7 protein-coding genes are annotated in these 14,297 nt (G+C 58.4%); 5 read left to right on the top strand and 2 right to left on the bottom strand.

Translation table 11 applies throughout. The annotated features are described in order from the left end of the window. Positions 1-331 precede the first annotated feature (331 nt). The gene (locus AB4Y89_RS20510; protein ID WP_442302801.1) at positions 332-3,859 is read left to right on the top strand and encodes a carboxypeptidase regulatory-like domain-containing protein; all 3,528 of its coding nucleotides are present in this window, start codon (positions 332-334) and stop codon (positions 3,857-3,859) included. Positions 3,860-4,057: 198 nt separating this feature from the next. Beyond that, the gene (locus AB4Y89_RS20515; protein ID WP_442302802.1) at positions 4,058-4,855 is read left to right on the top strand and encodes a DUF1868 domain-containing protein; all 798 of its coding nucleotides are present in this window, start codon (positions 4,058-4,060) and stop codon (positions 4,853-4,855) included. A 380-nt stretch (positions 4,856-5,235) separates the two neighbouring features. On the opposite strand, the gene AB4Y89_RS20520 is transcribed toward AB4Y89_RS20515, so the two are convergent. Together AB4Y89_RS20520 and AB4Y89_RS20525 are read right to left on the bottom strand one after the other, a co-directional pair. Then, entirely contained in the window at positions 5,236-5,430 is a 195-nt protein-coding gene (locus tag AB4Y89_RS20520; protein ID WP_442302803.1) for a hypothetical protein, read from the bottom strand. Between the two features lie 23 nt (positions 5,431-5,453). Continuing rightward, positions 5,454-7,343: a phospholipase D-like domain-containing protein gene (locus tag AB4Y89_RS20525; protein ID WP_442302804.1), complete on the bottom strand. Its 1,890-nt coding sequence runs from the start codon at positions 7,341-7,343 to the stop codon at positions 5,454-5,456. Between the two features lie 575 nt (positions 7,344-7,918). On the opposite strand from AB4Y89_RS20525, the gene AB4Y89_RS20530 reads away from it, so the two are divergent. From AB4Y89_RS20530 to aqpZ, 3 genes are all read left to right on the top strand, one after another. After that, positions 7,919-9,370 carry a hypothetical protein gene (locus AB4Y89_RS20530; protein WP_442302805.1) on the top strand — a complete coding sequence of 484 codons (1,452 nt, stop codon included), beginning with the start codon at positions 7,919-7,921 and terminating at the stop codon, positions 9,368-9,370. A gap of 79 nt (positions 9,371-9,449) precedes the next feature. Further along, on the top strand, positions 9,450-12,854 hold the full coding sequence (locus AB4Y89_RS20535) for a hypothetical protein (RefSeq protein WP_442302806.1): 3,405 nt from the start codon (positions 9,450-9,452) through the stop codon (positions 12,852-12,854). A 502-nt stretch (positions 12,855-13,356) separates the two neighbouring features. Beyond that, on the top strand, positions 13,357-14,118 hold the full coding sequence (aqpZ, locus tag AB4Y89_RS20540) for an aquaporin Z (RefSeq protein WP_442302807.1): 762 nt from the start codon (positions 13,357-13,359) through the stop codon (positions 14,116-14,118). Positions 14,119-14,297: the final 179 nt, after the last annotated feature.

Below are 14,297 nucleotides of genomic sequence, written 5' to 3' on the forward strand. Positions count from 1 at the left end.
GCGTGCAGACCAAGGGGAGTCTACGGAGCGATCTTGCTTCGCCGTGAGCATGAGTTGCCGTCAGTCTACGCAGATCGTGTGAATGCGCCATGAACTAATTCACACGGCATTCACTGTATCAAGATACATGAAGGTTAGGTAAACCATTTATTCCACAGCAGTTCACGCGTGTATCGCAGTTGTCGCCGTGAATTCGCTTCTTCGCTGGAAGCGTCGCTGCTATTCCTCTCCCCAACGGCCCTCTTCCTGACGCTGACCAGAGACAAACATGCGCGGGCTTTCTGTTGGAACCACTACTTCTGTTGGAAGCACTACTTATGGAGCGAATGCAATGACGCCGAACATAAACAAGAAACAATCTGCCCGATGGTATGGGCTACTTCTTCGCCTGGCCGTGTTGCTGATGCTGGCGGCCGGAGGCAGGGTCTATGCCCAGTTCGATTCGGGCGCGGTGCTGGGTACGATCAAGGATCCTTCGGGAGCGACGATCAACGGTGCATCGGTCGAACTGACGAACGTCGCCAAGGGCGTCAAGAGCACCCGGCAGACAGACGCGAGCGGATCCTATGAGTTCGACAGCATACAGCCGGGCGACTACATCATGACGGTGACCTCGTCTGGCTTCCAGAATCTGAAGACAGACACCTTCCGGGTAAACGTCGGAGCACGTCAGCGCGTCGACCTTACCCTCAGCGTCGGCCAGACCGGCGACAGTGTCACGGTGACGGGCGCGGCCGAGCAGTTGGAGACCGAGACCAGCGACCGCGGCCAGACGATCCAGGGAACCGAAGCGGTGACCCTGCCGCTGAATGGGCGCTCCTATGCCGATCTGGCGCAGCTGGTGCCGGGCGTTCGCCGCTCGTTGATTGCAACGGTTGCCTCTAACCCACCACGCGATGCTTCGTACAACGTCAACGGCCTCACCTCGATGGATAACAACTTCGTCCTCGATGGCATCGACAACAACGCCTACCAGGAAGCCAACCAGGGATACTCGAACCAGGCCGTGATTCCGTCGCCTGACTCGCTGCAGGAGTTCAAGGTACAGACCGATAACTACTCGGCGGAGTACGGCCGCGCCGGCGGCGCCATCGTCAACGCCACCACCCGCAGCGGAACCAATGCCTTCCACGGTGGAGCATACGAGTACTTCCGCAACACAGTCCTGAACGCCTTCGGCCCCTTCTACGGAACCGGCATCAAGCCAACGTTGGTGCAGAACCAGTTCGGTGGCACCTTCGGCGGTCCGGTGCTGCGTGACAAGCTCTTCTTCTTCGTGGATTACGAAGGCCTGCGCGCTGTCTCACACTCTCTCACTACCGCGACCCTGCCGACTACCGCTGAGCTGAACGGCATCTTTACGACCGACGGCACGGCGACGGGCACGCCGATCCCGATCAAGAATCCCTATACCGGCGTGGTGTATAGCAATGGCCGTGTACCGCTCGGCGACCCGAACATCAATCCTGTCGCGTTGAAGGTCTTCAGCCGGTTGCCGCAGCCGAATATCCCCGGCGCCGCACTGACGGCGGCGAACTATCAATATCTTCCCGCCGCGCCGACGGTGGACGATAAGGGCGATGGCCGTGTCGACTTCGTTCGTAACGATCGCCAGAACGGCTTCTTCCGTTACAGCCAGCGCGCCGTCACCTACTTTCAGCCGCCACCGTTTCCCGGTGCCGCGGGTGGTAACAGCAATGGAACCCTCTATGCCCGGACACGACAGCTCGCTGCCGGATACAACTGGACACTGACGCCGACTTCGATCCTGGAGATGCGCTTCGGTGAGACCTGGACCGAGAGCGGTAAGTTCCCCATCTTCCTCGGCGCCGCCAATCTTCTGGCAGCCATTCCTAACGTCCCGCAGGACCCTGCTTATACCGGAGGTCTGAGCCCGCAGTCTGTCTCCGGCTTCACGCAGTTCGGCGAGCAGGGAACCAATCCGCAGTTCAACAATCCAACGCAGGCAAATCCCAAGGTCAACTACACCTGGATCAGGGGCCGCCACAGTCTGAAGATAGGTTATGAGTTCGGCTGGATGTCGCAGGCGATCTCCGACTTCCATCCCAAGTTCGGTTCGGATACTTATGCCGGCTCGTTCAGCTCGGCGGGCAGTGCGACCACGGCGCAGGCGGCAAACCTTGCGGACTTCCTCTTTGGCGCGCGCAGCAACTACCAGTTGAACGCGGTCAATGAGGTGAACTATCTGCGCTACTGGCACATGGGCTATCTGCAGGATGACTGGAAGCCGCTGCCTTCGCTGACCTTAAACCTCGGTTTCCGCTATGAGTTCATGACGCCGAACTACGAGGAGAACAACAAGCTCTACAACTTCGATCCCGTCAATAACCGCCTGCTGGCCGCCGGCAGTGGAACCGATGTGAGCAGCACAGCGCCAGGGCACGTCTATAACCTTCACTACGTCGGCGGTAACTCACTGGCCGATCGTGGTCTGGTCGATCCAAACTATAAGAACGTCGGTCCGCGTGTAGGCTTTGCCTACCAGGCGCTGCCGAAGACTGTTATTCGCGGCGGTTACGCCATCAGCTATGCCTATCTCTTCCGCTTCGGCGGAGAAGGTCTTCTTGCCTACAACGGCCCGAACAACTATGCGGCGACATTGCCCGCAAACCAGACACCGAGCCAGGGTCTGTGCACCTCGCTGACGCAGGATCCGACGACCTGCTTCCGCAGAACGCAGGATGGCTATCAAACCAACTTTGCGGGACCAGTAAACTTCTCCACCACCAAGGCTCAGACGCGATATACGCCGAAGGACTTCAAGCCGGCGTATGTGCAGGCCTTCCATTTGTCGGTACAGCAGGAACTGCCTTATGACACCACGCTGGAAGTGGCGTACGTGGGCAATCACACCGTCCACATTCCGGCTCTTCTGGACTTCAACCAGGCCCGCCTGTGTCTGCCCAGCGAAGTTCCGGCTGCAGCGCAGGGCCAGTGCACGACGTCAGTACTCAACCGCCGGCCAATTGCCAACTTCTCGGACATCCTGACGGAGAGCAACGCAGGATCTCTGATCTATCACTCGCTGCAGACCAAGCTGCAGCGGCGCTTCCGCGGTGGCGTCTTCCTCATCAACTCGTTCACCTGGTCGCGTGGCATCGATCTGAACTCGGCTGATCTGGAGACACAGAACGGCGATAGTGCCATGATCAACAAGGCGAACCCGGCGGGTGATCGTGGACCTTCGGGCTACAACCAGCCGCTGAACAACACTACGTCGGCGATCGTCGATCTGCCGTTCGGCAAAGGACGCCGCTTCGGCTCATCCGCTCCTGGATGGCAGCAGCAGATCCTCGGTGGCTGGCAGTTGACCGGCATCAACGTGGTGACGAGCGGTGTGCCCATCAACCTGACCTATACGCCGAGCAGCAACCAGGTAGTGTCGACCACCAGCTCGGCGTATGCTATCCGGCCGAATCTTACCGGATCTCCGTCGGCAGTCTATGGCAAGGCGCTGGTCAAGACGGCGAGCGCGTTGAACGGCTATCTGATCGCGGGCTCGGGAACGACACCGCCTCCGGGTGTGTCGATTCCCGCGGGCACACAGCTCTTCGGCAATGCGGGCCGCAATATTCTGCGCGGACCGGCATTCGGCCAGTTCGATCTTTCGGCGCACAAGCGGTTTGCGCTGCCGAACGAACGGTACAACGCCGAGTTCCGGATTGAGGCCTTCAATGTGCTCAATGCCACCAACTACATCAGCCCCTCTGCCAGCGTGGGGTCGGTGAATGCTACCTCAGGTGCACCGAGCTATAGCAGCAGCTTCGGCAGCTTCACCGGCAGCACCAGTGTGTATCCATCACGCCAGGTGCAGCTTGTACTGCGCGTAGCGTTCTAAGAGCATTTTTCCTGTTGCTGGGTATCCCGAGAGGGGCGTGCAGCGGCGTTTTCATTGAGGAAAACGCCCATAGATGGACAAGCCCTGGACGACACCTACAGGAAAATGTTCTAACCACAGCACCGCCCTCCCAGGCCGGCAGAGCATGGTTCTGCCGGCCTTTCTTTTCAAAAACGCTCTCAGGAAAGGATCATCCATTTGACCAATCACACCCGCCGTCAGTTTCTTATCGAGTCCTCTGCTGCCGCAGCCGCATCGCTGCTTCCGTCCTCGTTGTTCGCGCAAACCACCGCGGCAGAGACACCTAAGATTCCCAATCGCGACACCACGCTCAAGTTCAACCCCGACGGCACACCGCGTCCGTTTGCGGGGAATACCGTGATCTGTCATCTCCCGGTTCAGTCCGCGATGCGCGATGCGATGGTGACCCTCCATCAGGAGCTGAAGCGCTCGAGTTATCACACCAAGCTGGGACTTACTTCGACAGACAGCTATCACATGACCGTCTTCCCCGGAGCGAACGACCAGAACCGTTCTGCCTATGGATGGCCTTCGTATGTCCCTTCTGACGCTCCCATCGAAGTCTGCACCCGCATGGTCGGCGAGCGCATCGCGAAGAAGCGCTTCGCTTGCCAATTGCCCATACGCGTGCGCGTCGATCAGGAGTACACCATCAACTATCCGATGGCGTGCAGCCTTCGCCTGGTGGGAGCGGATGCGGAGGAAGACAAGAAGCTGCGGTCACTGCGCGATCAGCTTGCCGAGGCTTTTGCCTTCCGGTTGAACGACCACGCGGAGTATCAGTTCCACATGACGATGTCCTACCAGATGGCTCCGTTTACGGCGGAAGAGCGGAATGCCTATCGCGACCTGATGCGGGTGCATGTCAAGCGCATTGCAGAAGCTGTCCCGGTGCTGGAGCTGGGTATTCCAGAGTTCTGCAGCTTCCCGGATATGTTCCGCTTCGAGCCGCAGCGGTTGCTGGTGTGTTCGTAGGTGGGTTTTTCCTGACCTAAGTATGGATAACCAGTCGAGAAGCAGATTTCTCCGTTTCCTTCGGTCACTGCGAAATGACAAACAAAAGGTCCGAGCTAGAAGAGGACATCGTACTAAGACCGTTGCGAGTTGCGCAACCGTTTCGCGCCGTAGGTGCGAATGTCTTGCTTAAGGGGACGGCTTCAGCCGTCCCATATCGGACCAGCAGAGAACGCGGCTTTAGCCGCTGAGGTACCAAGTGATTGACCTCAGCGGCTAAAGCCGCATCTTTCCCGACGCTATTTCGGCACGGCTGAAGCCGTGCCCTTAAGCAATACGGAGCGCCTTCGGGCGCTTTGTTGATTGATGAATAGATCTCTACGACTATTCGACACTTCCTTCTACCCAAACAACTCCCGCTCAATAAAGTGCAGGTCGTTCTTATTGAAGTAGTCCTGCGACCAGGAGTCATCGGTGTAAAGAAACAGCCCCTTCTGCACCGCGGCCTGCTGAGCAGATTGTGGCTGTGCGGCTAGCAGCGGTTGAGGCTGAGGCGTCGATACTAGGGCGGCTTTTTTCGATTTGCGCGGTGCCATACGGTCTCCTTTCAGCTATGGCCTTACTTTGAGGCCTTTTTTGCTGTTTTCTTCGCAGCTTTCTTGACGGCCTTCTTCGCCACTTTCTTCGTTGCTGTCTTGACGGCGGTCTTTTTCACGGCTGCTTTCTTTGCCGTCTTCTTTGCTGCTTTCTTTGTGGCCGATTTGGTGGCCACCGGCTTCGGTGCCGCATGCGGTTTCTTCGGATTCGCGTAACGGTTCAAGAAGCTGTAGTGATCCACCAGCAGCAGCGCCTCGATCGCAAATGCAGTGGCGACATCCGCGTCGTGAATCTGCAGCAGGTTGTCACCGTTCTGTTGCTCGCCGCCGGTCGCCAGGTTGGAGGAGCCGCAATACACCACGGGATCCTCTCCATTCAGGCCGCAGACCACGAACTTATCGTGGATCTCATGTCCCGGGGGCGACGGCACCTGATCAAAGGGCGGCGGCAGCGTCGTCTTGCCCGGCCTTCCAGTAACGAGCACGCCATTCGCTGTGCCCGGCTTGTAGAGGTATGTTCCCTCGGGCGCATCGGAGATACCGTAGCTGTAGAGCGTGGTTGTGTTGTGGATAGAGTCCAGGGTGTTGTAGACGGGTGTGTTGCTGCCGGTCAGTTGCATCACCGCGAAGATGACGCTTCCTTTGTCTGCCTGTGCCTCGCTGGTGATGCGATCAGAGATGGCAGTCAGCAGACTCTGCGTCGTGTCGAGCGTATGCGGCGAAAAGGTGACGCTCATCTGCGGCACCCGCCGTCCGGTTGGGGTAAACGGTTGCTCCGCCAAAGGCGTACTGGCAAAGCTGGATGCCGCCGCCTGCGACAGGTTCGGAAACTGCTGCAGCAGGGTCCAGCTCTGCTCGAAGACATCGGAGTAATGCTGGGCTACACCTGGGTCGTCGAAGACCAGCACGTGGTTGGCATTGACATAGAGCCCGGTGACCGAGAAGTTGGTCGAGCCTGTCAGAACGCGGATTGGACTGCCGTCCTTCGAGAGGATGAAGATCTTGTCGTGCGAGTAGCGGTCGAAGCATCCACGCACCAGCGCCGCCGGAGCCTTGGCCATCGCCTGGAACTGCTGCGAAAAGGGCACCTCCAGAGGCGTGATCGTCTTATGCGTCTTCGAGTCCGTGTGCTGGATGTGCAGTGACGCGTCATCCAGAATCATGCGGACCTTGCCCTGTGCCGCCAGCTTCAGAAAGATGGTGACAATGTCCGGCTCATCAAGGTCGTACGCAAAGACATCGAGCGTGAGGGAGTCATCATTCTCCACCTCGCTCAGCAGATCGAAGACCAGCTTACGAGCCGAGGCTCCCATCCAGGCATAAATGTCGTTGTAGGTGCAGGGTGTGCCCTCGGCGTTGGTTCCCGCCTGTGCGGAGGTGTTGTACTGCAGGCCGCGGTTTGGCGGTTCGATGCGTGTGGCTGTGCCGAAGTGGTGGGCATACGCCTGCGACTGCATGTAGCCGCGCGTGAAGCCGACCGTCAGCGCACCTTTGGCAAAGGGGCCGACGGGCACTTTGACCGTGGCCGCGCGGCTTGAATCCATCGGGAGCATTGCTCCGTTGCCATCGAAGAATCGGGGCGTGACCGTGTAGAGGTAGTCGCCCGCCGGCGGTTGGGTGCCGCCATGCATCAGCCCGGGGAACGCGACCCAGCGGTACTTCTGAATGGGAGCGTTGGCCGTGGAGGTATCGGGCTCACTGGCGACCTGCGCGTGATTCGCGGGAAGTGCGAAGCGCAGATTATTGGAGAGGTAGTACGGCTTCGCGCCACTGGGTGGCTGGCAGTAGATGCTGAAACCGGCCAGGTTTTTGGCATCGGCGGCACTGGCAAAGTTGAAAGCCAGCAGGGTTTTCGAATCGCCTATATAGGCTTTTACTGAGAATGAACCTTTGGTTGCGGTAACGACTGCCATCAACTCCTCCTCAAAACAGGCAGACACATCTATACAAGCGGGCCGCTACAAACAGATGAATACCGGAAACGCGGACAGTCGAGGGCATGCCATCCAACTCCTGCCGTCAGCGTTGCGAGCGCAAATTAGTTCAGTCGAGGCCTGCAACGAAGTATGGACCAATTTGCGCCGCAACCCAAGGGCCGGGGCAGGTTTTCTTCACCCCAGCCAGCAAAGCTGACTGGGGACCCCGATTTCCCGATCTCTTCGTCACTCGTCGTTCCAGTGGACCGGCCATAGTTCTCTCCTCATTCCTCGATCTCGTAAAAATCTGCTCCCGGCGCTGACTGGCACGAGTTGGATGACACGCCCTAGCACCGCGCCCGGCCTCGTCTCGCGATACGAATACTTGACGATGCCGAATCAGTGGGCCATAGTGGGTGGAGTTTAAAACACATTTCATCCCAGCTCCTGACTGCGTCCGCAGCAGGTTTCGATGTGCATTTCTTTTCTCCCTGAAATTGTCTGTGTCCCGCCGCAGCCTTGAGTTGCGCATTCAGTGATTGGATAGGTCGTTTCCCAGGGAGTTACGGACAATGCGCTTCATGTTTCTTTTGCTGATGGCCAGCTTTTGGTCTGATTTCGCCGCAGCGGCACAGGCTCCGGCGGCCAATGCGGCACAGATCGCCGCGGAGAATGCTGCGAAACAGGGAATTGCGGTCTCGACCGCCAGCGACCTTTCCTCAACGGTCAGCGTAGAGGCGGTGCTGTTGCCCTACAGCGTCGTAAAACGAACCTTTGGGAAGGAAGTTGCAGAGAAGTATGCCGTGGTCTCGCTCACCGTTTCGAATCGCGACCCGAAACAGGGAGTCGTACTGCAGAGCGTCTTCCTCGATTACAGCCGATGGCTCTTCAGCGGCGTCTTTGCCGGCCTGACAAATCGTGCGCAGGCTCCTCCGGAGACCTGGCAGCAACAGAGTCAACCATCGCAGGTTGCCAGTGCCGAGGTGCGTACCGTGAGGACGGACTTTCAGGACGCACAACTTTGGAGTACGAGGAGTTGGGTTATCCATATTGCTTCGGCGGTCGGCGCGGCGGCGGGAGCTGTTTCCTTCTCTACCGCGAGCGATCTCTTCGCCCCAAGCGTGGCGGCGTTCAATGGCAACGTGGTACCGGCGCTCGGTTTGGTCTGGCCTGATAACTCCCAAAGCCAGTTGAATCTGCTGAACGATATCGGATTCCGTACGAACCACGTGATCGCCGCCAAGTCAGCTGACATCGTGGTCGCATTCTTCCCCACAGAGCGGTTCCTCACTCCGACGCTGCATGAGATCTATAAGAAGGCTCCCGCGGCTTTCTTTAACCCCAGCGAGCTGGTCTTTGAACGGTCCAGCCGTCACGGCGCGGGACATCTGTTGCGGTTGATCGAGGAGTCCGGGCTCATTCAGCCCTCACCGTGTGGCGAAAACTCGTCCGAGAAAAGCGTGCGGTGCACGCTGGTTGGTTCCGTCACACGGTATGAGGTGGCTTACGAACAGGCGAAGGCCCGGCAGACAGGCGGAGCGAGCCCGCCCAGTCCATGTGCGGATGAAAAAGCCGCCCCCGGCCTGCAAAAGGACTGCTTGAACGTGGCGCTGCTGAACCGGGCCAGCCTGAATAACATTCGCGTGGTCGTCGGCGGCATCATGACGGTGGATGTATCGTCGGTCCCCGCCATCATCTCTTCTGTCCAGATCCAGAACGATCGCCAGCTCGGCACCTGGAAGAGCGGCCAGACAATTACGGGAACTGTGACCGGTACGTTCCTGTCTGGCGGCGCGTTGACCATGACGATGATCGACGCAACCGGCTCCGCATCGACAACGGCATTGGCCAGTGTGAAGACTATGCCGGTCGCGAGTTCCGATACCAGTTTGTCTTTCAGCGCCGTGGTGGGAGCCAATGACATTACCCCTGGGGCAAAGATCTCCTTCAGCGTCACGAAGACAGCCCAGGATAAAAGCACCACGTCGAGCGCGCCGTTCGTGTATGTGGTTTCTCCGGAGTAACAAGGCGTCGTAAGACGTCGGCTTCCCCAATTCATGCATGCGGTCACAGCGGAAAGCAACGTGGCTGAGAGAGAACATCATGTCAGATTCGCAAACGCAGCAGAATCCTCCCCTCGATTCCGACCAGCAATACCGCCATCGGCTTGCTCAGACTGCAATCGCGATGTGCTGTGGCGATGCCAAACACCCGTGCTGCCCTGAGATTGTCCAGCTTCTCGAAAGCGGTACCTATGCCGGTACGGAAGACGTTGTGCGAGGGCAGTTTCTGGATGAGGCTGCACTGATCCGCAACTTCCAGCGCCATCCTGATTTGCAGTCGCGGATCGCGTTGCTCACGCAATACACGCCTGGCAAATGGCTGCTTGAGCAGGAGTTCAAAGCGCGCCTCGACCCGAAGAATCCAGGCAAGCGCCTGATCGATCCGGCCGACACGACGACCGATGTGTACGACCGTGCGAAGACGGTGCGGGATGTCGGGGTGTGTCTCTCCGGTGGCGGCATTCGCAGCGCCACCTTCAACCTCGGCGTGCTTCAGGGACTGGCGCAACTGCGGAAGCTGGGAGAGATTGACTATCTCTCCAGTGTCTCCGGCGGCGGCTATATCCATCAGTTCCTGGCCTCGTGGATCAAGCGCGCTGGGATAGCGAGTGTGCAGGAGAAGATGGTCCCCATTCCTGCCGCGGACTCCGGACGCATAATTCCGCCGGAGCCGATTCGCTGGCTGCGCCGGTACTCGAACTACCTGTCGCCTTCCGTCAGTCTCTTCGGAGCGGATGTGTGGACCATCTTTACCGTCTGGATCCGCAACATGCTGCTCAACCTGGTGATTCTGATCTCGGCCATCATGACGCTTCTGCTGCTGCCCCATGCCGCAGTGACGGAGTGGGTGGTGCGCCACCTTGGCGTCGGTAGTGTAGGCAGCATCACGGTCCGCCTGCTGATCTTTGCACTTCTTGCCGGTATCGGCCTTTGGGCGGCCGGGGTGCTCTGGTATGCGTTCCCACGGTTCTGCGATGCCGTCACAGAGGCCGATAAGAAAACCCGGAAAGCCCGTTGCGGTGACCGCACGCACCCATGGCATGTACATGCGATTGTGGCAAGCTGGCTGTTGCTTGCGGCTTGTGCCGCACCTGTGGTGTACAAACTTTCGGTGCCGGGTGGATCGCAGTTCAGCAGGCGCGCCAATCGCGCTTATGCGCAACGGCCCAGACAGCAGTTGCCCGCGGACCGTGTGATCGTCCAGGCAAACTCTGACACAACTAAGGCAGAGTGGACGATCTGCAAAGACCAGGGGGATAGCTGCAAGTCTGTTTCGTCGCAGAATGATATGCGCCTTGCTCACGCCTGGTCAGACTACAAGCCCAAGTGCAGTGTTCCGGCTATGCTTCAGGCCAAGTGGATTCCGTGCGAGGCGACCCATCAGGCATATGTGGATCGTCACCTCATCACGCCGCAGTCGACGTGGCTGGACGAGTCTCCCTTGATCTGGCTCTACGATGCCTTCCCGTTGTTGTGCGTCCTCTTCTGCCTTGCCATCTGGGCGGGGCACAAGGAATCGGCCACCCTCCGTTGGAAGGTTACCTCTCTCCTGTTCCCACTCTTCGGAGGTATCTTCTGCATCGTGCTGCTCTACGGCATTGGGTATCTGTTTTTTGTGGGAACCTTCCTTGTCCATCAGAAACTGATCGCCTCTTTGGGTATCGCCGTACTTCCTTCGTTGTTGCTTGCCGTTCCATTCATCTCGCTGGAACTCTGTACCGGCCTGATGGGCACGCTCTTCGGCAGTGCACAACGTGAGTGGGTTGCGCGGCTGCGTGCTGTCTCAGTGCAATATGGCGTGGTGTGGTTCGCTTTGTTTGGCGTCTCGCTGCTTGGGCGCTATGTGTCGGAACTGATTGCACAGCAGGTGATCGTGAAGTACGCGGTCTGGAGCACATGGGTCGTCAGCACAATTTCAGGCGTTCTGCTTGGCAAGAGCCGTCTGACCAGCGGCAAACCGAATGAAGACCCTGACGCTCCGGGGCAGGGCGGTAGCTGGAGTCCAGCTGAGCTGGTCGTCAAAGTCGCTCCGCCCATCTTTATTGTCGGCCTGTTCGTTCTACTGGCGACGCTGATCAGTTGGCTGCTGGAAGGGAACGATCAAAGGGTCGTGATGGAGGTTACCTCCCGGTGGGCATGGCTGCTCCTGGCCATGGTGGCAACGTCGTTCTTCTTCAGCAGCCGCATCGACATCAATGAGTTCTCAATGAACGCGTTCTACCGCGACCGCCTGGCGCGCTGCTATGCCGGAGCATCAAACCCAAACCGCGTGCCGAATCGCTTCACAGGTTTTGATGTCGAAGACGGCAGGCTGCGGGTTAAAGACCTGGTGCCTTCTTCCTGGGTAGACCTCAACGGTCAGCCGGGCGCCTATCAGGGGCCGTTCCCCATCTTTTGTACCGCGCTCAACCTCACCACCGGACGCGAGCTTGCGTACCAGGAACGGAAGGCGGCCAGCTTCGCGATCACGCCGCTCTATTCCGGATATTCGACCGGCTGGACAGACGGCACCAACGACACGCTGCAATACAACGGCTTCGTCCCTACCATCGATCACATCAAGCGAGGCAAAGGGATTACGGTTGCAAGCACAGTCGCTATCTCCGGAGCGGCGGCATCGCCCAACATGGGCTTCCATTCCAGCAAAGCGATGGCCTTCCTTATGACCGTCTTCAATGTTCGTCTGGGCTGGTGGATCAGGAACCCGCGCCGGGCTGGAATTCCCGACTATCCGCGCAATGGCCTGGCGCAACTGGTGAAGGAACTTTGGGGAGTGACGAACGACACCGCGGGATATGTATATCTCTCAGACGGTGGTCACTTTGAGAACATGGGTCTCTATGAGTTGTTGCGCCGTCGCTGCCGGACAGTGATCGTCTGCGATGCAGAGGCAGACGGCTCGCTGCGGTTTGAAGGCATCGGCATGGCGATTCGTAAGGTACGTGTGGACTTCGGCATCGAGATCCGGATCAGGAGTACGGTGGACTACCCGACTCCCGGAGGAGAAGGCAGCACGGGTTCCGATAAGGCGCCGCTTCAGGAGAAACCCAACGAGAATGAGCCGTTGCAGGTAGAGATCGTTGAGCCGCCCGTCGATGCTGTTGCAAACTTACCTCCGAATCAGCACCAGCCGTCAGGAGCAGAAGGCCTGCTCAAGTTCAAGCATTTTCCGGGTAACCTCTTCCACGCGCTGGAGGCAGATATCTACTATCCCGAAGACAAGAGGGGCGAGCCGTATGGAAAGCTGCTCTATCTGAAGAGCACGCTCACGGGTGACGAGCCGGCTGACATCCTGAACTACCACCGTGTGCATAACGCCTTTCCTTTCGATACGACACTCGATCAGTTCTTTACCGAGTCGCAGTTTGAAAGCTATCGCCGCCTGGGTGAACACATCATTCTGAAAAAGGAGATTCAGGATTGGGTGAAGGAGCATGTGCAGTAGGAGTATCGATATACCCGCGGCGAGGACAAGAATCGGATATTGAAATCCCCTATAGATAGAGGCGTTTCGTCGCATTTGCTCCGCCATCGAAACCAACACTGTTGTGCGTAGCGCAACCACTTCGCACCGCAGGTGCGAATGTCTCGCTTAAGGACACGGCTTCAGCCGTGTCGTAACAAGGTCCACAGGGACCGCGGCTTTAGCCGCTGAGGTACGGCTTTCTTTGTCTTATCTGCTACAGAGGCGGCATAAGAAGTGACAGCTGACCTCAGCGGCTAAAGCCGCGTAACTTTTGGGGCTCGGTACGGGACGGCTGAAGCCGTCCCCTTAAGCAATACATTCGCGCTACGCGCGAACGGGATGTAACGAATGGAAGCAGCCGAATTGCTTGACACGCCCCGAAGATCAGACGCGCCGCAACCGAATAAAAATCTCCTGTTTTTCCCCGCGTGTTAGGATGATCCCGCCGCAAATCTCATACCGCCGTACCCTGGAGGGATTCATGGGTGTGCCCCTGTCTAAGCGAGCTCTCGCTGAGTTTTTTGGAACGTTCTGGCTGGTTTTCGGAGGGTGCGGCAGCGCTGTATTGGCTGCGGCTTTCCCATCTCTCGGCATCGGATTCGTCGGCGTAGCATTAGCCTTCGGACTAACCGTCCTGACCATGGCCTTCGCTATCGGTCATATCTCCGGCTGCCATCTTAATCCTGCTGTCTCAGTGGGATTGGTTGTCGGCGGACGCTTCAAGATCTCCGATCTTCCTGCGTATGTCATCGCGCAGGTGCTCGGCGCCATTTCCGCCTCCGGCGTGCTCTACATTATCGCCAGCGGCAAACCGGGCTTCAGTCTTGCCGGCGGCTTCGCCTCGAACGGCTATGCGGATCACTCGCCCGGCGGCTACTCGCTGTTGGCCTGTCTGGTTGCGGAAGTGGTGCTTACGGCCTTCTTCCTGCTGGTGATTCTGGGTTCTACCGATGAACGTGCTCCGAAGGGCCTTGCGCCGATCGCCATCGGTCTCTGCCTGACGCTGATCCACCTGATCAGCATCCCGGTGACCAATACCTCGGTCAATCCGGCGCGCAGCACCGGCCCGGCGATCTTTGTCGGAGGCTGGGCATTGGGTCAATTGTGGCTCTTCTGGGTAGCTCCTATCGTCGGAGCGGTTCTGGGAGGTGTCATCTCGCGGACGTTCTTCGCTGTACCAGAAGCAGAGGTCGAACTGGACGTATCGGCAACTGCAGCCAGTCTCAGCCAGGCCATCGAATAGGAGCTGGTGCAAAGCTCGAATTGGGTGGGAGCAGCGGGCTTCAGCCCGCTGATAAAGGCGTAAAAGTAGATGGGCTTTAGCCCTGGGCTTTCTTTCTCCGTAAGGAAAAAGGCCCAGGGCTAAAGCCCATTTCTTATAGAGCCACAAACGCGGGCTGAAGCCCGCGTCTCCCACCCGGT

Origin of the sequence: Terriglobus sp. 2YAB30_2 (assembly GCF_052114765.1) — a bacterium.
Classification (GTDB): domain Bacteria; phylum Acidobacteriota; class Terriglobia; order Terriglobales; family Acidobacteriaceae; genus Terriglobus.

What these genes read in the sequence shown, in the direction of transcription:
- AB4Y89_RS20510 (WP_442302801.1), top strand. Translation starts at nt 332, where the DNA reads ATGACGCCGAACATAAACAAGAAACAATCTGCCCGATGGTATGGGCTA.
- AB4Y89_RS20525 (WP_442302804.1), bottom strand. Translation starts at nt 7,343, where the DNA reads ATGGCAGTCGTTACCGCAACCAAAGGTTCATTCTCAGTAAAAGCCTAT.
- aqpZ (WP_442302807.1), top strand. Translation starts at nt 13,357, where the DNA reads ATGGGTGTGCCCCTGTCTAAGCGAGCTCTCGCTGAGTTTTTTGGAACG.
- AB4Y89_RS20530 (WP_442302805.1), top strand. Translation starts at nt 7,919, where the DNA reads ATGCGCTTCATGTTTCTTTTGCTGATGGCCAGCTTTTGGTCTGATTTC.
- AB4Y89_RS20535 (WP_442302806.1), top strand. Translation starts at nt 9,450, where the DNA reads ATGTCAGATTCGCAAACGCAGCAGAATCCTCCCCTCGATTCCGACCAG.
- AB4Y89_RS20520 (WP_442302803.1), bottom strand. Translation starts at nt 5,430, where the DNA reads ATGGCACCGCGCAAATCGAAAAAAGCCGCCCTAGTATCGACGCCTCAG.